This window comes from Litchfieldella rifensis, from assembly GCF_042646605.1.
GTDB classification, from domain to species: Bacteria; Pseudomonadota; Gammaproteobacteria; order Pseudomonadales; family Halomonadaceae; genus Litchfieldella; species Litchfieldella rifensis.
This window is the reverse complement of record NZ_JBHRUG010000027.1, coordinates 39,079-56,278: the sequence shown is the minus strand read 5'-3', so window position 1 is coordinate 56,278 and position 17,200 is coordinate 39,079. Positions and strand designations below refer to the sequence as shown.

The following is a 17,200-nucleotide window of genomic DNA, read 5'->3' as shown; positions in this document are numbered from 1 at the left end:
ATGCGACACTTCACAGGCCAAAAGCCATGCCCCATTCGGGCTGTCCGGTGAGCGCATCCTGACGCTTCGCTACGATGGGAAATCTGCCGCCCTCATGGAACCCACGGCATTGGCATTCTGCCGGTATACAGGCAGTTCCAGCCTACTCATATAGGGTTGTCGTGCCCTCGGCAATGACGAGACAGTACGGCTCGCCTGTGCTCTTCCCTACCAGTTCACTGATCGGTTCGCGATAAAACGCGTAGGTGGAATGGTGAATGGGCAAAAGCCATCTTGGGCGAATTTCATCGGCAAAGGCGACGACATCGGCCGCCCCCATGCTGATCTGCCCCAGCGGGCCGTTCGTGCCCACTCCCCCGACATTCGGCACCATAATATCGGGCTTTCCAAGCGACTTGACCGAATCGATGACATCGGCGGTGGGCAGCGTGTCGCCCGTCCAATACAGCGTCCGTCTCCAGTCGCCTTGAGAGAACTCGATCCAGTATCCGTTGCCGACACCCAGCATTTCCGCCGTCTGCGGGTCTCGAGAATGGTGAGCGATAGTCGCGGTAATCCTTACCTCTCCCGTCCCGGTATGGAACTGTCGTGTCTCGCCCCACTTCAGGTCATCGAGGCTTTCGAAGCCCATCGCTTCGACGGCGTCGATGTCGGCACTCGGCAGGACGATCGGCAACATACGGCTGAGACTGGCCCGCGCCTCTTGGTCGAAGTGGTCTTCATGCGCATGACTCAGCAGCACGAGGTCAACGGCCTCCAGGTCAACGCCGCTGAATGGGGTCAAGCGACGATGGAACTTGACCCTGTGCAGGTCGGGCACATTGGGATCACCCATGCGAAACCCTTCGGCTCCTAGCGCCGGATCCGTCAGAATGGTCATGTCGTCGAAGGTGATGATCATCGTGGCACCGCCCGCCCATGTCACCTCGATATGCGGCGGTGTACTCGCCTCGCTCGCCCCGGCGTATGCGGAGGGATAGGCCAGGAAGGCGACAACAGCCAATGCTCGAAAGACACTACCCAGTTCCATCGATCTCTCCCCTGGGAAGCCCTGCACAAATGCCTGCACGTGCAAAATCGCTTCCCTTGTTGATCATTGATCGAGGACAGTAGCAACTTTCCACTAGCCGAGGTATATGGCTAATCTTGTACAGACTATCCAACAGGATTGCTCAATGATCGGCTTCTCGCAGATCCAGACGTTCCTTGAAGTGGCGCGCTCTGGCAGCTTCGCCAACGCGAGCCGACGCCTCTCCTTGCCCCGCTCCACGGTCAGTGCCCGGGTGCGCGCGCTCGAGCAACGCTTGAATGTTCGGTTGCTGCACCGGACGACGCGCCGCATCACGCTCACCGATGAGGGGCGTCGCTACATGGAGCAGTGCCAGGAGGCCATCGACAAGCTCATGCGGGCGGAAGCCGAGCTGAGCCGCCCGGACGACATAGCCGGCACGATACGCGTCACGGTACCCATCGATATGTCGAAGCGGTGGCTCGCCCGGACCCTGGGGACTTTCGCCGACCAGCATCCATCGATTCGCATCGAGGTGATCGTCACCGACGAGACCCTAGACCTGGTGGAGAACAACATCGATCTCGCCCTGAGAGGCGGCGCCCCTGGCAACCCGGGTCTGGTGGCGCGCAAACTGGATGACGGCAAGTTGGCGCTCTATGCCAGCTCGCAATACGCGGCGGAACGACTGCACGAAGCCACGCTCTCCAGTTTGTCGGAGCACGTGGTGTTCGATCCCACCAATCGGTTCAAGGGGCGCCTTACCACCAGCGCACAAAATGCGCAGGTCGAGACACGCAACTTCGAACTCGCCAAAGAGCTGGCCATTCAATCGCGAGGCATCGCGCTTTTGCCCGAGAACCTGTGCCAGGAAGAGGTTCGTACCGCGCAGCTCGTGCGTCTCTCGTTCGTCGAGCCGCTTCCGCGACTGCCGTTGTATATCGTCATGCCCACCCGGCTGCATATGCCGGCTCGGGTGCGGACATTCATCGATTTTCTGGTAGCCGCCGAGACGAAGCCCTGCGCGACGAGTGCGTCGGAGCCTCCTGCAAGCCGCTAGTCTTCGAAGAGTGCTACTTCGCTTGCTCCAGCAACTCGTCGAGCGCCCGATCCACCAGGCCAGGCCATTCGCCCGGGGCAACTTCCTGGAAACCGGCCTCACCGGAGAAAGCGCTCGAGAAGACCACGTCCGGCTCGAGCGTCTTCAGCAACCGCAGGCTCTCGGCCAGCGTCTTCCGATCCTCCGCGGTGTTGTGCCCGGGGATGAAACCGGCGCGCCAGCCGCCATCTTGGGTGCGGTAGAGGGTGTCGCCGGTGAACAGGTAGCGCTTGCCGTGGGGCGAATCCACCAGGTAGCAGGTGCTGCCCAGGCTGTGACCGGGGGTGGGGATCACCTCGATCGCATCCAGATGACGCTCGCGATTCTCGAACAGGATCTCCGGAGTGCGCACGCGGGCGAAGTCGTCGCACTCGGCGATATGGCCGGCCAGCTTGGCACCGAAGCGCTCGTGAATCAGCGCCAGGGTCTCCCCCACTTCGTCGCGGTGACTCAGGTACTGATAGGCCACGCCACCCAGCTCCGCCATCCGCTCGATCTCGTGACGATGGCCGGTATTGTAGAAAAGTACATTGCCTGCCTCGCGAATGAGCAGGTAAGCGTGAACAGTGAGCCCCGGGAAGGGGCTCTCCACTTCAGTCTCCCAGACGTCTGGCTGTACGCGTTGCATGGGTCGTATTCCTCTCAACCAAGTGACAGCCAATAGCCTAAAACCTCAAGTAAGATTTAGGTCAAGCCAGAGCTTCGCGAATCTTGGCAGCGGCTGCCGCCAGTTCTTCGGCTTCCGCCTGGGCCAAGCCTTCCACCCGGATATCCTGCATCCGGTCGAGCGGCACCAAGTGAATATGCACATGCGGCACTTCCAGGCCAACGACCAATATCCCCACCCGCGCACAGGGAAACGCCTGCTTGAGCGCCTTGGCCAACTTCTGCGACACCGCCATGAGGTGGGCGGAAAGCTCGAGCGGCAGGTCGTCCCAGTGATCGATCTCCTGGCGCGGGATCACCAGCACATGGCCGGGTTTCATGGGATTGAGGGTCATGATGGCCACGCACTGTTCGTCTTCCCAGACGAAGTGACCCGGGAGTTCTTTCTGGATGATGCGGGTAAAGATGCTTGCCATGTTCGGATGCCTCCATTCGAAAAACCACCAAGATGCCACAGGTCACCGAAACAGTCTTGCCCTCTCCCAACACCATTGACTCCCAGGCAAAGGGACTCTATTTATAAGAAGAGATGGAACTGTTATTACCACTCGCCCAACACTAGCCGCAATCAGGGCATTGCGATCTCGACGATCACCAGCAGAGGATTCCACGGGGCTTCAGTTCTGGCCCGACTGACCGATATCTGAACCAGAAGCGGTGACCGTGGTGCGGAATGTGTGTCATGTGCCGTTGTGGAGATCGTGAGATGGACGTCCTGGATATGTCGAGCAGACTGCCTGATGAGTTGGTGGATCAGCCCTACCCGATGCCCGAAGTACCACTTGCCTGTTCCTGTCTCGGCAATGCGCTGCTCAAGCGCCTGGCACGCGCCAAGGTGCGGCTGGATCGCATGGAGCGTGACAACGCGTCGAGAGACCTGGGTGAACTGGCCGCGGCACGCGTGGAATTTTCCCTGGCCTCGCGGGCCCTGGCCGACGATCTGATCGCCCAGGGCCTAGGTATACGACCTTGAGTGGGTCTTGAGTGAGTGGCAAGCGACCATCAGCGCTCCACTTCCCCCAGGCGCTCGAGCTCGTCGTCATACAGGGCGACCAACAGGGGCTCCCCTTTCTCGTTGACACGGAAGCGACCGTAGCCCGCCGGTTCATAGCGCTCGGCATGGCCTTCCTGGAAGAAGAAGGCGTCGGTGGCAAACTTGACCCGGCCAGCACGTAGCCGATAGCGAAGCCGCCTTTCACTGTCTGCCAGATTCTCTTCTTCGGCGCCTAGTCGTTCGAAGTGCGCCACGCGCCGTTCATCCAGACTCACGATGACTTGGCCGTTGGCGACTTCCATTTCATTATCGTCGGGTTTTCTCTCACGCAAGGCCTGGCGGATGTGGTTGCCGATCTCGAAGTTCAGGGCCATGTAGTCGCCCTGCATCAGCGAGCGCGGGTCCACCGGCGCCAACTCCAGGTACACCACCTCACCCTCGGCCAGGTGCTGCTCCTTGCCCCAAATGGCCCAGTTGACCACGGCCAGGATCAACAAGGTGGCCACCGCCACGATGGTCTTATTCATCGCCCAGCTCCTCCCTGGCCCACCAGTGCCTCAGTCCCCAGCGCATCGCCAGCAACAGCACGCCGATGACGGCGAGCGTCAAAGCCTTGATCAGCAAGGTGGCATCGAGCAGATAGTAGTAGTTGGCTATCGACAACAACAGCAATATCACCCCGAGCCCCATCACCAGGCGGTTGCCGATGGCGAATCCCAGCGCCACCACCATAGCCCCTTGGATCAATCCGTGGGCCTGAAGAGAGGCCAGCAGCAGTAACGCGACGGCACCGTAGGCGGCTATTCGCTTCGCCAGGTCGACGCCGTGCTCACGATGGTGGAACACATGCCAAAGCAACAGCAGTAAGGCCAGCGTGGCCAGGCCTTCTCCCACCCAAGGCCCCAGCCAGGTCAGTGCCGCGCTATCAGGGCCGCTCCACAATCCCAGCAGCGGCTGGCCGAAACTCCCCACGGACTGAATGGCCAACAAGCCCAGCAGCAAGCCGTATCCCAGCGCCTGCATCCGCCGCATGCGGTCCGGCCAACGAAATTCGTGCAGCCAGATCCAGGTCGCGACCAGCAGCACCAGGCCAGTGGCGATATCGGGCACGCCGCTTTCAGCCAAGGCCATATAAAGCGCCAGGCTGGCGGCGAAAGCGGAGAACGTACGATGGGTGAGGCTGGGCATCACCATCGCCAGCACGACCTGCAGCCCCAGCAATGCCCACCATAAGCCGGCGGACACACCATCCATGGCAGAACCTATCGCCCAAGCCACCAGCAACTGCCCTGCCAGGCTGACGGCCAGTGCCAAGTGCTCGACAAAGTCGCCGGGTGTCTTGCGCAACAGCCCATAGGCAGTGGCGATCATTGCGAGCCCAAGCGCGGCGGAGGCGACGCTGCTTTCGATGACGAACGCCACTCCCAGGGCGATGAACCCCAGCAGGAACACGGCGGCCAGCCAGCCCGACAGCGCCTGCAGCGCCCGCACGAACCAGGGCGTTTCCAGAACCGGAGTATCGTCATTCCCTGTCACGGCAATGCCGACCTGGCCAAGCTTTTCCCTCAGAGGCATTTCGGGGCGGCTCATGAAGATGTCTCCGTGTGTGTGGCCCAATCAGTGTCGATATCGCGATCCCAGGGCGCGGCATCGCCGCCGAGTCGTTCGGCCAGGAAGTCGATCATCGCCCGTAGCAGCAACGGCTGGTAGCGGCGCGACAGGTACACCGCGTGAATGCCCAGCGGATCAGGCTCCCAGGTTGGCAACACGGGTACCAGCCGGCCTTGGCGCAGGTCGTCGGCGACGAAATAGGTCGGCAGCAGCGCAATCCCCGCGCCGGCCAGCGCGGCCGCACGCACCACGCCGGCCTCGTTGCTGGACAGCCTCCCTGCCACCGGCACGGTCACGCTGCGGCCCTCCCGGCGCAGGCGGATCTCGCTACGGCTCACATAGGCGTGCGTCACGCAGGTGTGCTCGGACAGGGCCTCGGGCGTTTGCGGCACGCCGTGCTGCTTCGCATAGCCGGGAGATGCACACAGTACCGAGCGACAGGCACATAGCCGTCGCGCCACCAACGACTCATCGAGCTGATTGGTGATGCGCACCGCCAGGTCCACCCGCTCCTCCACCAGGTTGACGGCCCGCTCCAGCACCAGCAGCTCGACCTGCGCCTGCGGATGACCTGCGAGGAATTCCGCCAACGCCTCCGCGAGCCAGGCCTGGGCGAACGACTGGCTGGTGGCGATGCGCAGCCGGCCGCGGGGCTCGATACCGCGCGCTCCGGCCGCATGCTGCACCTCGTCCGCCAGATCCAGCATCTGACGGCAACGCGATAGGGCCTCGTGACCGGCGTCGGTCAGCGCAATGCGGCGCGTCGTGCGGTGCAGCAGCCGCGCCCCCAGCCAGCGCTCCAGGCTTTCAAGATAGCGGCTGGCCATCGCCCGCGACATGTCCAATGCTTCGGCGGCCGCGGTCACGCTGCCACGCTCGGTCACCGCGACGAACACCTGCATGGCGGTAAAACGATCCATCTATTTGCTCGATTTGATTGACAAAGTGTCGATCAGAATAGCGTATATCTAACCATTACGAACCAATACCATGCGCACAACACCTGTTCATTTACTTTTCAGGAAGATAAGTGCGATGAAAAATTCCCTCCCCCCGAGCCGCTGGCTCACCCTCGCCATGGCATCGCTGGGCTTCGCGTCCGCCAACGCCGACGCGCAGACTGAAGAGGACTCGGCGGCACCGCTGACGCTGCAGGTCTACAACGCCGATGCCGGAAGCTTCCACGTCAATTCCGTACTGGTGACCGGCGAACATGACGCCGTGTTGCTGGATACCGGCTTTACCCGTGCCGATGCACTGCGCATCGCGGCCATGGTGCTGGACAGTGGGAGAAACCTGAAAACGATCTACATCAGCCAGGCCGACCCCGATTTCTACTTCGGTATCGACGTCCTCAAGCAATTCTTCCCCGACGCGGAGGTGGTAGCCACCGAACCGACGGTGGAGAAGATCGAGGCCACCCTGCCTACAAAATTGCAGGTCTGGGGCCCACGGCTGGGCGCCAATGCACCTCGGCAGGTGCCACTGCCCGAGGTGTTACCTGGCAACACCCTCACGTTGGAAGGCCAGACACTGGAAATCCGCGGCCTGGACGATAGCCTGCCGCACCGCAGCTACGTGTGGATCCCATCCATCGAGACAGTGGCCGGCGGCGTGAACGTGTACGCTGGACTGCATGCATGGACTGCCGACGCCCAAACAGCAGCGGAGCGCGCAGCCTGGGTGGAGAAACTGGACGACATCGCCGCACTGAATCCGGCCACCGTGGTACCGGGCCATTCCCTGCCCGACCTATCGCAAGATGCGTCGCAGCTGGCCTACACCCAGGATTATCTGCAGCGTTTCGAGACCGAGCTGGCCAAGGCCGATGACAGCGCGGCGTTGATCGAGGCGATGCAGGACGCCTACCCGCAAGCGGGCCTGGGCATCGCGCTGGAGATCGGTGCCAAGGTCAACACGGGTGAGATGGAGTGGTGAGTGCCCCGGCATCGCCGGGGCGTAGCCAACCACGTAGAGGGGCGGCTCATGAGTGCATCTCCGCATGCAGCCGCTTGAGCCACAAGACGGCCGCGGCGCCCAAGCCCAATATCGCCAGGGACATCAACAGGAAACCGGCCGCCTCAGCCTGCCAAAACAGGTGCCTGGCGAGGAAAAGGATCGTTATGACAAGCGCTGACAGGCAGCTCCCGGCCAGCATGAACAGGTCGGGCTTCCAGTAGCGATAGACCCCATAGATCACCGCCAGCCACAGCGGATACACCAGCAACGCCAGCGCGGATGCCTCAAGCTCATCGACGATGCGCATCATCATCAACAGGGTGATGGGAATGCCGCTGCCCAGCGCCACCAAGCGCCTGGCCCAGTCGATCGCCAGCCAACGCCAGCGCCGCGCGCCAAGCTCCCAGAGAACCAGCGTCAAGGTATTGAGCAGGAACAGCCCCCACAGGGCGGACGCTTCGCCCCCAAACAGGACATCGAAAGCGCCACCCCATGTCTGGTAGTAGAGCAGGATGGCTAGGTTGAGCAGCCCCAACCACAGCACCCAGAGCACAGCGAAACGAGCGACCAGCACCCAAGGCGACATCAACAGGGCCCAGGTGAAGAACAGCTGCCAGGGATCGGCGCCGGTCTGATACACCTGGCCGAACAGCGCCAGCAACACGCCCAGCAATAACGCAGCCGCCGTTAGTGCTGCTTGGGCCACTACACCGCGCCCGTCGACCACCCAGTAGACGGCGACGGCCAGCACCAATGCCGCTTCTACCAGCCCGAAGCGCAGCCAGCGCCCCATCCCGGCCCAGTTGTAGGCGATGAAGAACAGCACCGCGAAGGCCAGCGCCAGGCAACCCAGCCATAACAACAATCGATCCACAAATACGGACCAGGCCCGGCCCGACGGATAGAGCCCGGAAAGCCGCACGGCGCGCTCCACCTGCTCATCCGGTATCGCCCCTCGTTCGATCAATGCGACCAGCTGACGACGAATCGAAGCCATGTCATTCCCTTGCGTTGCCTACCCACTTGAATCATAGCCAGTTGGCAGCCGACCTTTTCATGTCTCGTGAGATTTCCGGACTAATCTCCAAGACAGGCACGTCACTGATTGCCCTCACAAGGACGCCGAGCGAAGGTCCCTCGATGAAGGTGCAGCGGTTATCGCTCACCCGTTAGCATTCGAGGCAATCAGGGTGCCTCCGGCCCCCAGGAAGAGCCCACCGGTTGCCCGATGAAACGCACGCATCCTATTCGGGCTATCGAACCAACGGCCCAGCCCCGATCCCAAGGTGGCGTAAAGCGTCATCAGGGTTGTATCGATGACCAGCCAGGTCAGCGCCAGGATGGCGAACTGCAGCATCTGCGGTTCGCCTATGGTGATGAAGTTGGGAAACAGGGCAGCGAAGAACAACAGGTCCTTGGGGTTGCCGATACCCACCAGAAAACCTTGACGGAACAGGCCGGGTATGGAGTGGCGCTTCGCCGGCCCCGGCACGGTCACCTCGTCTATCGGCGACCGAGGTACGGTCAGCAAAGCCTTTAGCCCCAAATAGATGAGGTAGGCTCCGCCGATCAGCTTCAGCACGAAGAAAGCTGTTTCCGATGTGGCTAGAACGGCACCAAGACCGAGTGCAGAAAGCGCCATCAGCACCAGAGAAGCCACGCCGCCGCCCAACACGGTAGCGAAAGCCCGCTGCCGACCGAAACGCAGGCCATGGGTAGTGCATAGCAGTGCCACCGGCCCAGGGAAAATGATCAGGGCCGTTATCACGCCCACATAGGTTATCCAGGTCCACCACTCCACGGGCCATACCTCCTTGTAGATTCAAGTACTAGACACCGCCTCCCACACGACCGAGACGGGAAGGGCGCAACTGAGCATGGGTGGTCGTCAGTGCCATGTGTCAGGAGAAGCGGACCGGTTAACGCTCCACCTCGATTGGGGTGGTAGGCAGTAGCCTCTCACGGGAGTCTTTCCATTTCCAGGCGCGCTGTCGGCATCCCAGGCTTGCCAGCCGGGATCACCTGAATCACGACATCTGCGAGCATCGAAGGCGCCGCAGACGACATCCGGAGGGCTAGATAGCGTACGGTGTCGTGCGCCCTGGCCCCACCACTAGTCAGCTACCGATGACGGTGCGACAAGACGCTTGGCATAGAAAGCCATATTGTCGCTGCAACGAAAGCCGAGTCCTTGATAGAAGCTGGCCGCCGGAATGCCACGATCGGTGGCAAGATACACCGCCCTGACATGGCGCGTTTCCAGTTCCCGCTGCAAAACATGGTAAAGCTGCGTACCCACACCCTTCGACTGCTGCGTTGTCTCGATGCACATTTCCCTAAGATAGAACAATGTGCCCGTACAGAAGGGTTCCAGATTTCCCAGCGCGAAACCGACCACCTCCTGGCGGTGCGCCACTACGCCCACAAATCCACTCGAGTCGTGGAAGTGCACCAAGCGCCTCAGGGCGAGCTCGTCGTCCCAGGGCTCATTCCATGGATCCGCGGAAAACACCTGCGCAAACAACTGGGCGCACGGTTCCAGATCCCTTTCTTCCATGATGCGTAGCTGCATTTTCTAGATCGTCCTTGGTGTATACGCTGGCGCATGGCGCGGCCTCAGTCCGTCCCCACTCTCCGCGTGCAGCCAGCAGCCGCTCCATGAATTCGATCAGCTCGTCCACGTCCCGACAAGCCCGTATTGACTCAGCAAAAAGGCGGCGACGGCACGCACCGCCTATTCGATCGACCAGGCGCCAAACGACAGCAGCGCTCCGGAGTACACGAACGTCTTCAATTAGTTGCCGACACCGTCGATCTTCGGGTCGGGTTGCCGGCGGCGGCCATGGCAGTTACCATTCCCGCGCCCACCGGGGCCTCAACGCATCGATGAACGCGATACCCGCTACACGAGAACCATGAGGTAACTCCATGGGAGCCCGATCCCGACTGACACTCGCCTGTTGCCTGACCAGCCTGCTGACGGCCGGTATCGCGGGTAGCGTGCAGGCACACGACGCCGCTACCGAGGAAGGTCTCGCCTCCTTCTACAGCGACAGCCTCCAGGGCGCACCCACTGCCAGCGGTGAACCCTTCGACCAGCAAGCCCTGACTGCCGCCCACCCGAGCCTGCCCCTCGGCACCAAGGTGCTGGTCACTCGCCCGGACACCGGCCAGAAAGTGGAAGTGCTGATCAACGACCGCGGCCCCTTCGTCCAGGGGCGCATCATCGACCTATCCAAGCGCGCGGCCCGCAAGCTCGACATGCTCAACCGGGGCGTTGCACCGGTGATGATCACCCAGGTGAATTGAGCCCGCTAACGAACATCTGACGGCTCCTCGTTATGTTGTTCAGCCGAAACTGCGGCTGAACAGTGATGCCATCTTTACGTGCAGCAGCTGATCTACCAGCTCCTGAATCTTGGTCTCGGCATCAATAAACTTATTCATATTTGCACCGCCCCTCGTGGAATCATATATCGCCTCACCGTCAAGGCTACCATTTCGATAGACCTTGATTTCGGCATATGACATGTATAACGCCAAGTCCCATGACCAGTTGGCAGTATAACGGGCTACCCATTCGCAGGAAGTCGGCACTGCCGAGTCACCAACTACCTCATAGGCGATATTCTTGCGCTCGAGCACCGATATGAATTCCGGCAGGAAGCCCTCACGCACCGCTGGATTCTCGACGATACAGAGCCGATGTCCACTGTCGATTTGCGCAGGCTCCACCGTCTGGTGAATGGTGCACCCGGACATCACCAAGGATACTACCAATAGCATTGCCGCTTTAATCTTCATCCCATCTCCAAGATATCTTGTTTCTCTATTCATCGATGTCGTCAGAAAGCCACTTCCCAAACGCGCCTGAAGCACCGGCTCCATAGCAGAAAAGCACTACCCTTCATGGTATCGGCGGCAATGTCTGCAGCTTTAATTAGGTGCTGCTACGCCCAGATCGTCCTTGGGAGATCACCACATTGGGCTTAGGCACTCATGGGATAGGTAAACAGCAGCAGGTGCGTCAGGTTGAGCCCCCAGTGCACCAGCACTGCCCATGCTAGCCGCCCCGTCCAAAGATAGACCAAGCCGTAGAGCCGAACGAGAGCATGAGGCGCCATAGACCGTGGCAGGTTCATCGGCGTTAGCTTATGAAAGGTTGCGATGGTGAGAGTGGCTTATTCGCTGAGGACGTACTCCGATGCCAATAGCGAGTACGAGGCGAGGTCCACAAACTCCCCGTAGAGGTTCTCTTTTTGCCTCAACACTCCTTCCAGTTGGAAACCAAGACGCTCGGGTATAGCCCTACTCTTGTGGTTCTCGACAGCACAGCGCATTTCGATTCTGTTAAGTTTGTATTGCGTAAAACCAATGTCGATGAGAGTTTTTACGGATTGGGTCATGATTCCCTTTCCAGAGTGCTCTTGGCTAATCCAGTAACCTATACTTCCGACTCTGTTGCGGCAATCGATCTCGTGAAACCCACAGACACCACACAAGTCGGAACGATGAAAAATCGCATACTGAGGCCCCATGCCAGCCTCGTATTGCAAGATTACCGCCTTTATGAATTCCTCTGTATCTGCTGGGGACGTGTTGCCATCAAGCCAAGGCAGCCAGGCACGCAGGTACTCCCGGTTCGCATCAACCAGTGCGAACAGCTCATCCCTGTGGCTCAGACTCAATAGTTCGAGCGTCACATCCTTATTAATATGCAACACATGCCTCTCTCCATGCACTTACCGATATCGATCGCAGGTACCGCGGCGCTCGTCGCCTTCTGTATCGTTCAGTCAAAACTCTTTGCCGTTAACGGGAGTTCTTTTAAGGCTTCCGAGATCGATATCTTCAAGGCAGCGGACGTTAATGGCCGCCATCTCATCACCATTCGGTGCTTTTCCGACAGCAAAGGGCGCACAGCCACATGTCGGACAAAATTTGTGTTGGATGACGTGTTTGTTGAACGTATAGGTTGCGAGTTCAGACTCTCCAGAAGCGATGTCTAGAAGATGCCGGGGAGCGAACCATAGGAGATAACCTTTCCTCTGGCAGTGCGAGCAATTGCACTCGTTCACCTCGGCTATGTCACTTTCATTGGCATCAACTGAAAACGCCGTTTTCCCGCAATGACAACTACCCTTGAGCATGACGGATCTCCTTGCTATGTGAGTCTAATATCGAGCTCAGCCGAGCATTGGTGAGGCGCATCGGCTGGAGCACCTTGCTGGATGGCTTGATTGGTACTTACCTAGATCCATATATTGGTCGCTATCGGAACTTTGTGCCACCCTGCGCAAGGCTTCACCTTTTCCGATATCGAACGCTACACCAGGTGGCCGATCGACGCGTGACTCGGTGGAAACAAAAACGCCACCTCCTGATGACCGGAGGCGGCGTCGGTATGTATAACGCTACGATCGCCAGACTACTGCGACGCGGCCAAACGACAGCACTCCTGCACAGCGGTCATGCCCTTCTCCTCTTCGACCATTTCCAATCCTGCGCCACCGACAAAAACGCCCATCTTGATGTATTGCCTAACGAAATAGTTCTTGTCGACGTCGGCCACGAACGACAGGGTATTGTCACTAAATTCGGATTCCGTCGAAACAGTGTGTTCTCCGGGTGAAATCACCTCGTAGAAATAAACGCCATTGGCCGTTTCTCCGAGTATTTCCCCGTCCAGAGATACGGTCTTCTTCAAGGCCTTGCCCACGAAGCTGTCACGGTACACGTACAGCCCCGCCATGGCTTCTGGCGGCGCAGGAAATTGCTTCAGCGCCATATCCTTTTCGTTGGACCCCATCGGTACCGAGGCACAACCCGAAACGACCAGTGCCGCCAAAAGCAACAGTCCTACCATCAGATTCCTAAACATCTACTCGCTCCCTGATCCGTTATGTAATGTCTTCAATGGCATTGAAGCCGCGCCTTATCGGAACGACTCCCATAAGGTATCGGCCAGGTGATCAATTAATTTAGGAAATCAAGATGCCACCCCTGGCAGTCTGGGGTGGCGTCGGTACGTATGGCGGTAGGTGGGAAGAAATGGTGCTGACCGCTCACGCGTTGGCTTCTACCTTATCCTGGACCGTGTGCTCGACGTCGTTGGCGTCATGATGTCATTCGTGGTCAGCCAGCATGTTCATGATCAAGCGAATCATTGTCTCTTTGTTGGCCGGATCGGACTCGGCAACCAGCAGCGTCAGCGCGGCCAGGCCGACATCGTTGATCACTGGCTCACCCTCCTGGTTCAACAAGCGGCCATTGCGATGCAGAAAGTCCACGAACAGATAAGCGGCGCTGCGCTTGTTGCCATCGGCAAAGGGGTGATTCTTGATGACGAAGTACAGCAGATGGGCCGCCTTCGACTCCACACTGGGGTAAGCCGGTTCGCCGAACACGGACTGATCCAGGTTACCCAGAAGCGAGGCCAACCCATCGCTGCGGTCCCGAGCAAACAGGTCGGTGGCTTCGCCCCTGGCCATCAGATCGCCCTTCAACTGCGCCAGTGCTGCCCACGCCTCATCCACGGAAGGCAAGCGGCCGCCTGCTTGGGCCGCTGGCTCGGTAAGCAACCCCTCATCATAACGCTGCAACAACAAGAAGGTCTGGGCATAGCGGGCCAGGATATCCACCAGGCCACGACCGCTGGTGGTATCCAGCTCTGGGCTTTTCGCCGCCTTGCGCACCAGCGTCATGGCCGCTTCCAGCTCACGGGCGTTGGCCTCGAACCGCTGCTGGTTCAGGGTCCAGCCTTGGGTCAAATGCTCGCGCAGGATGCGAGTGGCCCATTGGCGGAATTGGACGGCACGACGGGAGTTGACCCGGTAGCCAACCGAAATAATGGCATCCAGGTTGTAGTGTTTGAGACTACGCTTGACCTCGCGCTTGCCTTCAATTTGAACTGCTAAGAAATCCTTAGTAGTTGCCTGTTCAGGCAACTCCCCGTCCCGAAATATATTCTTCAGGTGCATCAGAACATTCTCGGGCGTGGTATCGAACAGGGTTCCCATCTGACGCTGGGTCAGCCATACCGTATCCTGCGATGCATCCAGCCGGACATCCACCGTCTTGTCAGCGTCTTCGTAGATGATGATCGGGGTCGGGTTGTCCGTGCTCATATCTTCGCCTCGATGGTCATTCCGCTGATGAAGGCTTTCTGCATCAGGGAATGTCTTAAATCGGCCTCACTCTCCAAGGCTTCAATAGTACTTACGAATTGAGCTTGTTCCTCTAAGCCCGACAAACGTACCGGCAACGCTTTAATGGTTGATTGATAAGCGTAGCCCAGCTCCCAGAAACGGTGATGCCACCTCCGGACAACCGGAGATGGCGTCGATACGCATGCCGGTAGATGGGAAGAAATGGTGCTAGCCGCTCACGCGTTGGCTTCTAGCTTATCCTGGGTCTTGTGCTCGAAGTCGCTGGCATCGTGACGCTCGTGCAATTGCATCTCCGGCTCACCGAAGGTGCGGTTGACCATACGCCCACGCTTCACCGCCGGGCGGATGTCGATCTCCCTGGCCCAGCGCTGCACGTGTTCGTAGGTGTGCACCTGGAGGAATTCACCCGCGTCGTAGAGCCGGCCCAGCGCCAATTGGCCATACCAGGGCCAGCTGGCGATATCGGCGATGCTGTACTCGTCGCCACCCAGGTAGCGGGCCTCGGCCAGGCGCCGGTCGAGCACGTCGAGTTGACGCTTGGCCTCCATGGCGTAACGGTCGATGGCGTATTCGATCTTGGTTGGCGCGTAGGCGTAGAAGTGCCCGAAGCCACCGCCCAGGAAGGGCGCGCTGCCCATCTGCCAGAACAGCCAGTTCAGCGCCTCGGTGCGTTTGGCCGGGTTGCTGGGCAGGAATTCCCCGAACTTCTCCGCGAGGTAGAGCAGGATCGAACCGGACTCGAACACCCGGGTGGGTGTCGGCGTACTGTGGTCCACCAGCGCCGGAATCTTGGAGTTGGGGTTGATGTCGACGAAGCCGCTGCCGAACTGCTTCCCCTCGCCGATACGAATCAGCCAGGCATCATACTCGGCATCGCGATAGCCCAGCGCCAGCAGTTCCTCGAACATCACCGTGACCTTCACTCCATTGGGCGTCGCCAAGGAGTAGAGCTGGAAGGGGTGCTTGCCGACCGGCAGTGCCTTGTCGTGGGTGGGGCCGGCGATGGGCCGATTGATGTTGGCGAAGGTGCCGCCGCTTTCCTTCTCCCATTTCCAGACTTTCGGGGGTGTGTAGTCGCTATCCTGGCTCATGGTATCTCCTCAGTCGAATGGTGGCTTGGCATCCACCGCCTTCCTGGTGCGGAAGGGGTGGACGCCAGAGAACAGGGAAAAGATAGCCTGTTAATGTTTTGACAGCGAGCATATCGGTTAAGTTGAACGTCGCTCTCACACCACCAACATCACGACCAACACCGTCACCAAGAGCACAAGATACACCCTGGCATGCAGGCGATCAGGGAGACGGCCAATGAAGGGAGATGCCAGCTTGAGGCCGATCCATGAGCCCACTGCCAGAATCAGGAATGTCGCCGCGCATGCGGATGTTCATCGACTGGATCAGCGAGATTTACGAGGAGAAGTTCGGGGCGCACCTATGTCCCAGGGCGCGCAGGACGCGGGGCGGATAAACACCGGCGGCATTTGAAGCGGTTGTTTTCAACTGGTAGAGCCTGAGCACTCGCCGTGGAGCGGGCTCACATGCTCGCGGATCGTTTCCTGCGCGCGGGTTTCGTTGGAACCCGCGTTCTGCGCTTCGGCAGACGCATCGGCAAGATCGAACAGGCGCTGGAACAGCTTGTAACCTTCCGCCTCCGGTTTCAGGCGAAAGCAGGTGTGCTGCCTAGCCACATCCGACCAGGTGTGCCTGACGGCGCGCCAGAAGGCATCGGTTCGCTCGAGATAGGCGTCCGCTAGCGAGAAGTCGAACCCTTCGATGCGCTGGTAGCGGTTAACGCCATACTCCAAGGCGAGGTGCCGTTTTACACTGCCGTCGTCCTGGAGCACGGTTTTCAGGTTCTCTTGCCTGTGAATCCAGCCGCGCGGCGTAATGGTGTGTTCATTGCGGCCTACCAGGACCTGGTAGTCGTCCCTCACCGAGAACTCCCGGCGCGGCAGCGGTCGCCAGGTCTCCGAGCCTTGCCAGGTGGAAACCCCGGCGTGGTGCCGCCAGTGGCCGTACGACGCATATCGCGGGGAATCGTCTACGTGATAGACCGCTTGGGACCAGGAGCCTTCACGCTGATCCGCAGGAATCGATTCCCTCTCCCAGACATTACGGCCGCGGTAGGCGAGTATCGCGTCGTCTTCGTACTGCCAGTCCTGGCGCCAGTGCTTGGTGACGATGGGCTCCAGGGTAGCGCCCTCCTCATCCACGGGTCGAATCACCAGAACGTGCTGCAGGCTGATGAAGTCTCCCGTGTCCTTCAGGACTTCGATGTATTCCGTGGCCCAGGATTGGTAGGGCCGGTCAGGCTCGAAGTCCTCCACGAACCCCGCGATTTCCAGGAAATCGAAGCTCGTGCGATATTCGCCCGCCATCGCCAGAATCGCGCGCCGGTCTCGCTCGAAATCCTCCAGGCCGTTTTCCTGCAGTGCCCGCCAGTCCTCGGTGGGCTCCTCGGCAAGCGTTACCGGAGGGCCTTCAAGCGTGCCCCCGCGGGGCGCCATGTCGTCACCGGGGGTGTACTGATAGCTGAAGACAAAGCGGCGCTCGTCCTCTCCGTGGGCCGCAGAGGACAGCCACAGGAGTCCCAGCAGCACGAATAGCAGTATGCGTGTTCGGGTCATATGGCACTTGCCATCCTTCAATGCGGTGGCGGAACCAGGGCATCGATCCTTCCGGTACAGTGTGGC

The 17,200-nt window shown here is 59.9% G+C and carries 20 protein-coding genes; 4 read left to right on the top strand and 16 right to left on the bottom strand.

Annotation, left to right across the window (positions count from 1 at the left end; translation table 11 throughout):
* Positions 1-142 precede the first annotated feature (142 nt).
* The gene (locus tag ACFOEV_RS12845) at positions 143-1,030 is read right to left on the bottom strand and encodes an MBL fold metallo-hydrolase (RefSeq protein WP_386774526.1); all 888 of its coding nucleotides are present in this window, start codon (positions 1,028-1,030) and stop codon (positions 143-145) included.
* A 145-nt stretch (positions 1,031-1,175) separates the two neighbouring features.
* Here ACFOEV_RS12845 and ACFOEV_RS12840 point away from each other — a divergent pair, with 145 nt between their 5' ends.
* A complete protein-coding gene (locus ACFOEV_RS12840; RefSeq protein ID WP_386774524.1) occupies positions 1,176-2,069 on the top strand; it encodes a LysR family transcriptional regulator in 894 nt (297 codons plus the stop codon).
* 13 nt (positions 2,070-2,082) lie between these two features.
* Here the strand turns inward: ACFOEV_RS12840 and ACFOEV_RS12835 are convergent, their stop codons facing one another.
* Together ACFOEV_RS12835 and ACFOEV_RS12830 are read right to left on the bottom strand one after the other, a co-directional pair.
* Entirely contained in the window at positions 2,083-2,736 is a 654-nt protein-coding gene (locus ACFOEV_RS12835; protein ID WP_386774522.1) for an MBL fold metallo-hydrolase, read from the bottom strand.
* Between the two features lie 61 nt (positions 2,737-2,797).
* A complete protein-coding gene (locus ACFOEV_RS12830; RefSeq protein ID WP_386774520.1) occupies positions 2,798-3,190 on the bottom strand; it encodes an HIT family protein in 393 nt (130 codons plus the stop codon).
* A 290-nt stretch (positions 3,191-3,480) separates the two neighbouring features.
* Between ACFOEV_RS12830 and ACFOEV_RS12825 the strand changes: the two genes are divergently transcribed.
* Positions 3,481-3,747, top strand: coding sequence for a hypothetical protein (locus ACFOEV_RS12825; protein WP_386774518.1), 267 nt, complete (start codon positions 3,481-3,483; stop codon positions 3,745-3,747).
* Between the two features lie 29 nt (positions 3,748-3,776).
* Here ACFOEV_RS12825 and ACFOEV_RS12820 read toward each other — a convergent pair whose 3' ends face one another.
* Genes ACFOEV_RS12820 through ACFOEV_RS12810 form a run of 3 tightly spaced genes read right to left on the bottom strand, consistent with a single transcriptional unit; the run spans position 3,777 to position 6,299 of the window.
* Entirely contained in the window at positions 3,777-4,295 is a 519-nt protein-coding gene (locus ACFOEV_RS12820; protein ID WP_386774517.1) for a GDYXXLXY domain-containing protein, read from the bottom strand.
* Positions 4,288-5,358: a DUF4401 domain-containing protein gene (locus tag ACFOEV_RS12815; protein WP_386774515.1), complete on the bottom strand. Its 1,071-nt coding sequence runs from the start codon at positions 5,356-5,358 to the stop codon at positions 4,288-4,290. Before ACFOEV_RS12815 ends, ACFOEV_RS12820 begins: the two co-directional genes overlap by 8 nt.
* Positions 5,355-6,299 carry a LysR family transcriptional regulator gene (locus ACFOEV_RS12810; RefSeq protein ID WP_386774513.1) on the bottom strand — a complete coding sequence of 315 codons (945 nt, stop codon included), beginning with the start codon at positions 6,297-6,299 and terminating at the stop codon, positions 5,355-5,357. Before ACFOEV_RS12810 ends, ACFOEV_RS12815 begins: the two co-directional genes overlap by 4 nt.
* A gap of 115 nt (positions 6,300-6,414) precedes the next feature.
* Between ACFOEV_RS12810 and ACFOEV_RS12805 the strand changes: the two genes are divergently transcribed.
* A complete protein-coding gene (locus ACFOEV_RS12805; protein WP_386774511.1) occupies positions 6,415-7,317 on the top strand; it encodes an MBL fold metallo-hydrolase in 903 nt (300 codons plus the stop codon).
* Positions 7,318-7,363: 46 nt separating this feature from the next.
* Here the strand turns inward: ACFOEV_RS12805 and ACFOEV_RS12800 are convergent, their stop codons facing one another.
* The 3 genes from ACFOEV_RS12800 to ACFOEV_RS12790 form a co-directional block, all read right to left on the bottom strand.
* A complete protein-coding gene (locus tag ACFOEV_RS12800; protein WP_386774509.1) occupies positions 7,364-8,335 on the bottom strand; it encodes a DUF2157 domain-containing protein in 972 nt (323 codons plus the stop codon).
* A 165-nt stretch (positions 8,336-8,500) separates the two neighbouring features.
* A complete protein-coding gene (locus ACFOEV_RS12795; RefSeq protein WP_386774507.1) occupies positions 8,501-9,139 on the bottom strand; it encodes a LysE family translocator in 639 nt (212 codons plus the stop codon).
* A gap of 312 nt (positions 9,140-9,451) precedes the next feature.
* Positions 9,452-9,910 carry a GNAT family N-acetyltransferase gene (locus ACFOEV_RS12790; RefSeq protein ID WP_386774505.1) on the bottom strand — a complete coding sequence of 153 codons (459 nt, stop codon included), beginning with the start codon at positions 9,908-9,910 and terminating at the stop codon, positions 9,452-9,454.
* A gap of 356 nt (positions 9,911-10,266) precedes the next feature.
* Between ACFOEV_RS12790 and ACFOEV_RS12785 the strand changes: the two genes are divergently transcribed.
* Complete coding sequence (locus tag ACFOEV_RS12785) at positions 10,267-10,647, top strand: septal ring lytic transglycosylase RlpA family protein (RefSeq protein WP_386774503.1); 381 nt, start codon at positions 10,267-10,269, stop codon at positions 10,645-10,647.
* A gap of 39 nt (positions 10,648-10,686) precedes the next feature.
* Here the strand turns inward: ACFOEV_RS12785 and ACFOEV_RS12780 are convergent, their stop codons facing one another.
* From ACFOEV_RS12780 to ACFOEV_RS12750, 7 genes are all read right to left on the bottom strand, one after another.
* Positions 10,687-11,142, bottom strand: a complete 456-nt coding sequence (locus ACFOEV_RS12780; RefSeq protein WP_386774501.1) for an Sbal_3080 family lipoprotein — start codon at positions 11,140-11,142, stop codon at positions 10,687-10,689.
* A gap of 377 nt (positions 11,143-11,519) precedes the next feature.
* Positions 11,520-12,062, bottom strand: a complete 543-nt coding sequence (locus ACFOEV_RS12775; RefSeq protein WP_386774499.1) for a GNAT family N-acetyltransferase — start codon at positions 12,060-12,062, stop codon at positions 11,520-11,522.
* 72 nt (positions 12,063-12,134) lie between these two features.
* The gene (locus ACFOEV_RS12770) at positions 12,135-12,488 is read right to left on the bottom strand and encodes a GFA family protein (protein WP_386774497.1); all 354 of its coding nucleotides are present in this window, start codon (positions 12,486-12,488) and stop codon (positions 12,135-12,137) included.
* Positions 12,489-12,766: 278 nt separating this feature from the next.
* Positions 12,767-13,204, bottom strand: coding sequence for a DUF2846 domain-containing protein (locus ACFOEV_RS12765; protein ID WP_386774495.1), 438 nt, complete (start codon positions 13,202-13,204; stop codon positions 12,767-12,769).
* A 259-nt stretch (positions 13,205-13,463) separates the two neighbouring features.
* Positions 13,464-14,465: a RhuM family protein gene (gene rhuM, locus ACFOEV_RS12760; protein ID WP_386774493.1), complete on the bottom strand. Its 1,002-nt coding sequence runs from the start codon at positions 14,463-14,465 to the stop codon at positions 13,464-13,466.
* Between the two features lie 257 nt (positions 14,466-14,722).
* Positions 14,723-15,598: a glutathione-dependent disulfide-bond oxidoreductase gene (gene yghU / locus ACFOEV_RS12755; protein ID WP_386774491.1), complete on the bottom strand. Its 876-nt coding sequence runs from the start codon at positions 15,596-15,598 to the stop codon at positions 14,723-14,725.
* Positions 15,599-16,003: 405 nt separating this feature from the next.
* Positions 16,004-17,134, bottom strand: coding sequence for a DUF6607 family protein (locus ACFOEV_RS12750; RefSeq protein ID WP_386774489.1), 1,131 nt, complete (start codon positions 17,132-17,134; stop codon positions 16,004-16,006).
* Between the last annotated feature and the right edge of the window lie 66 nt (positions 17,135-17,200).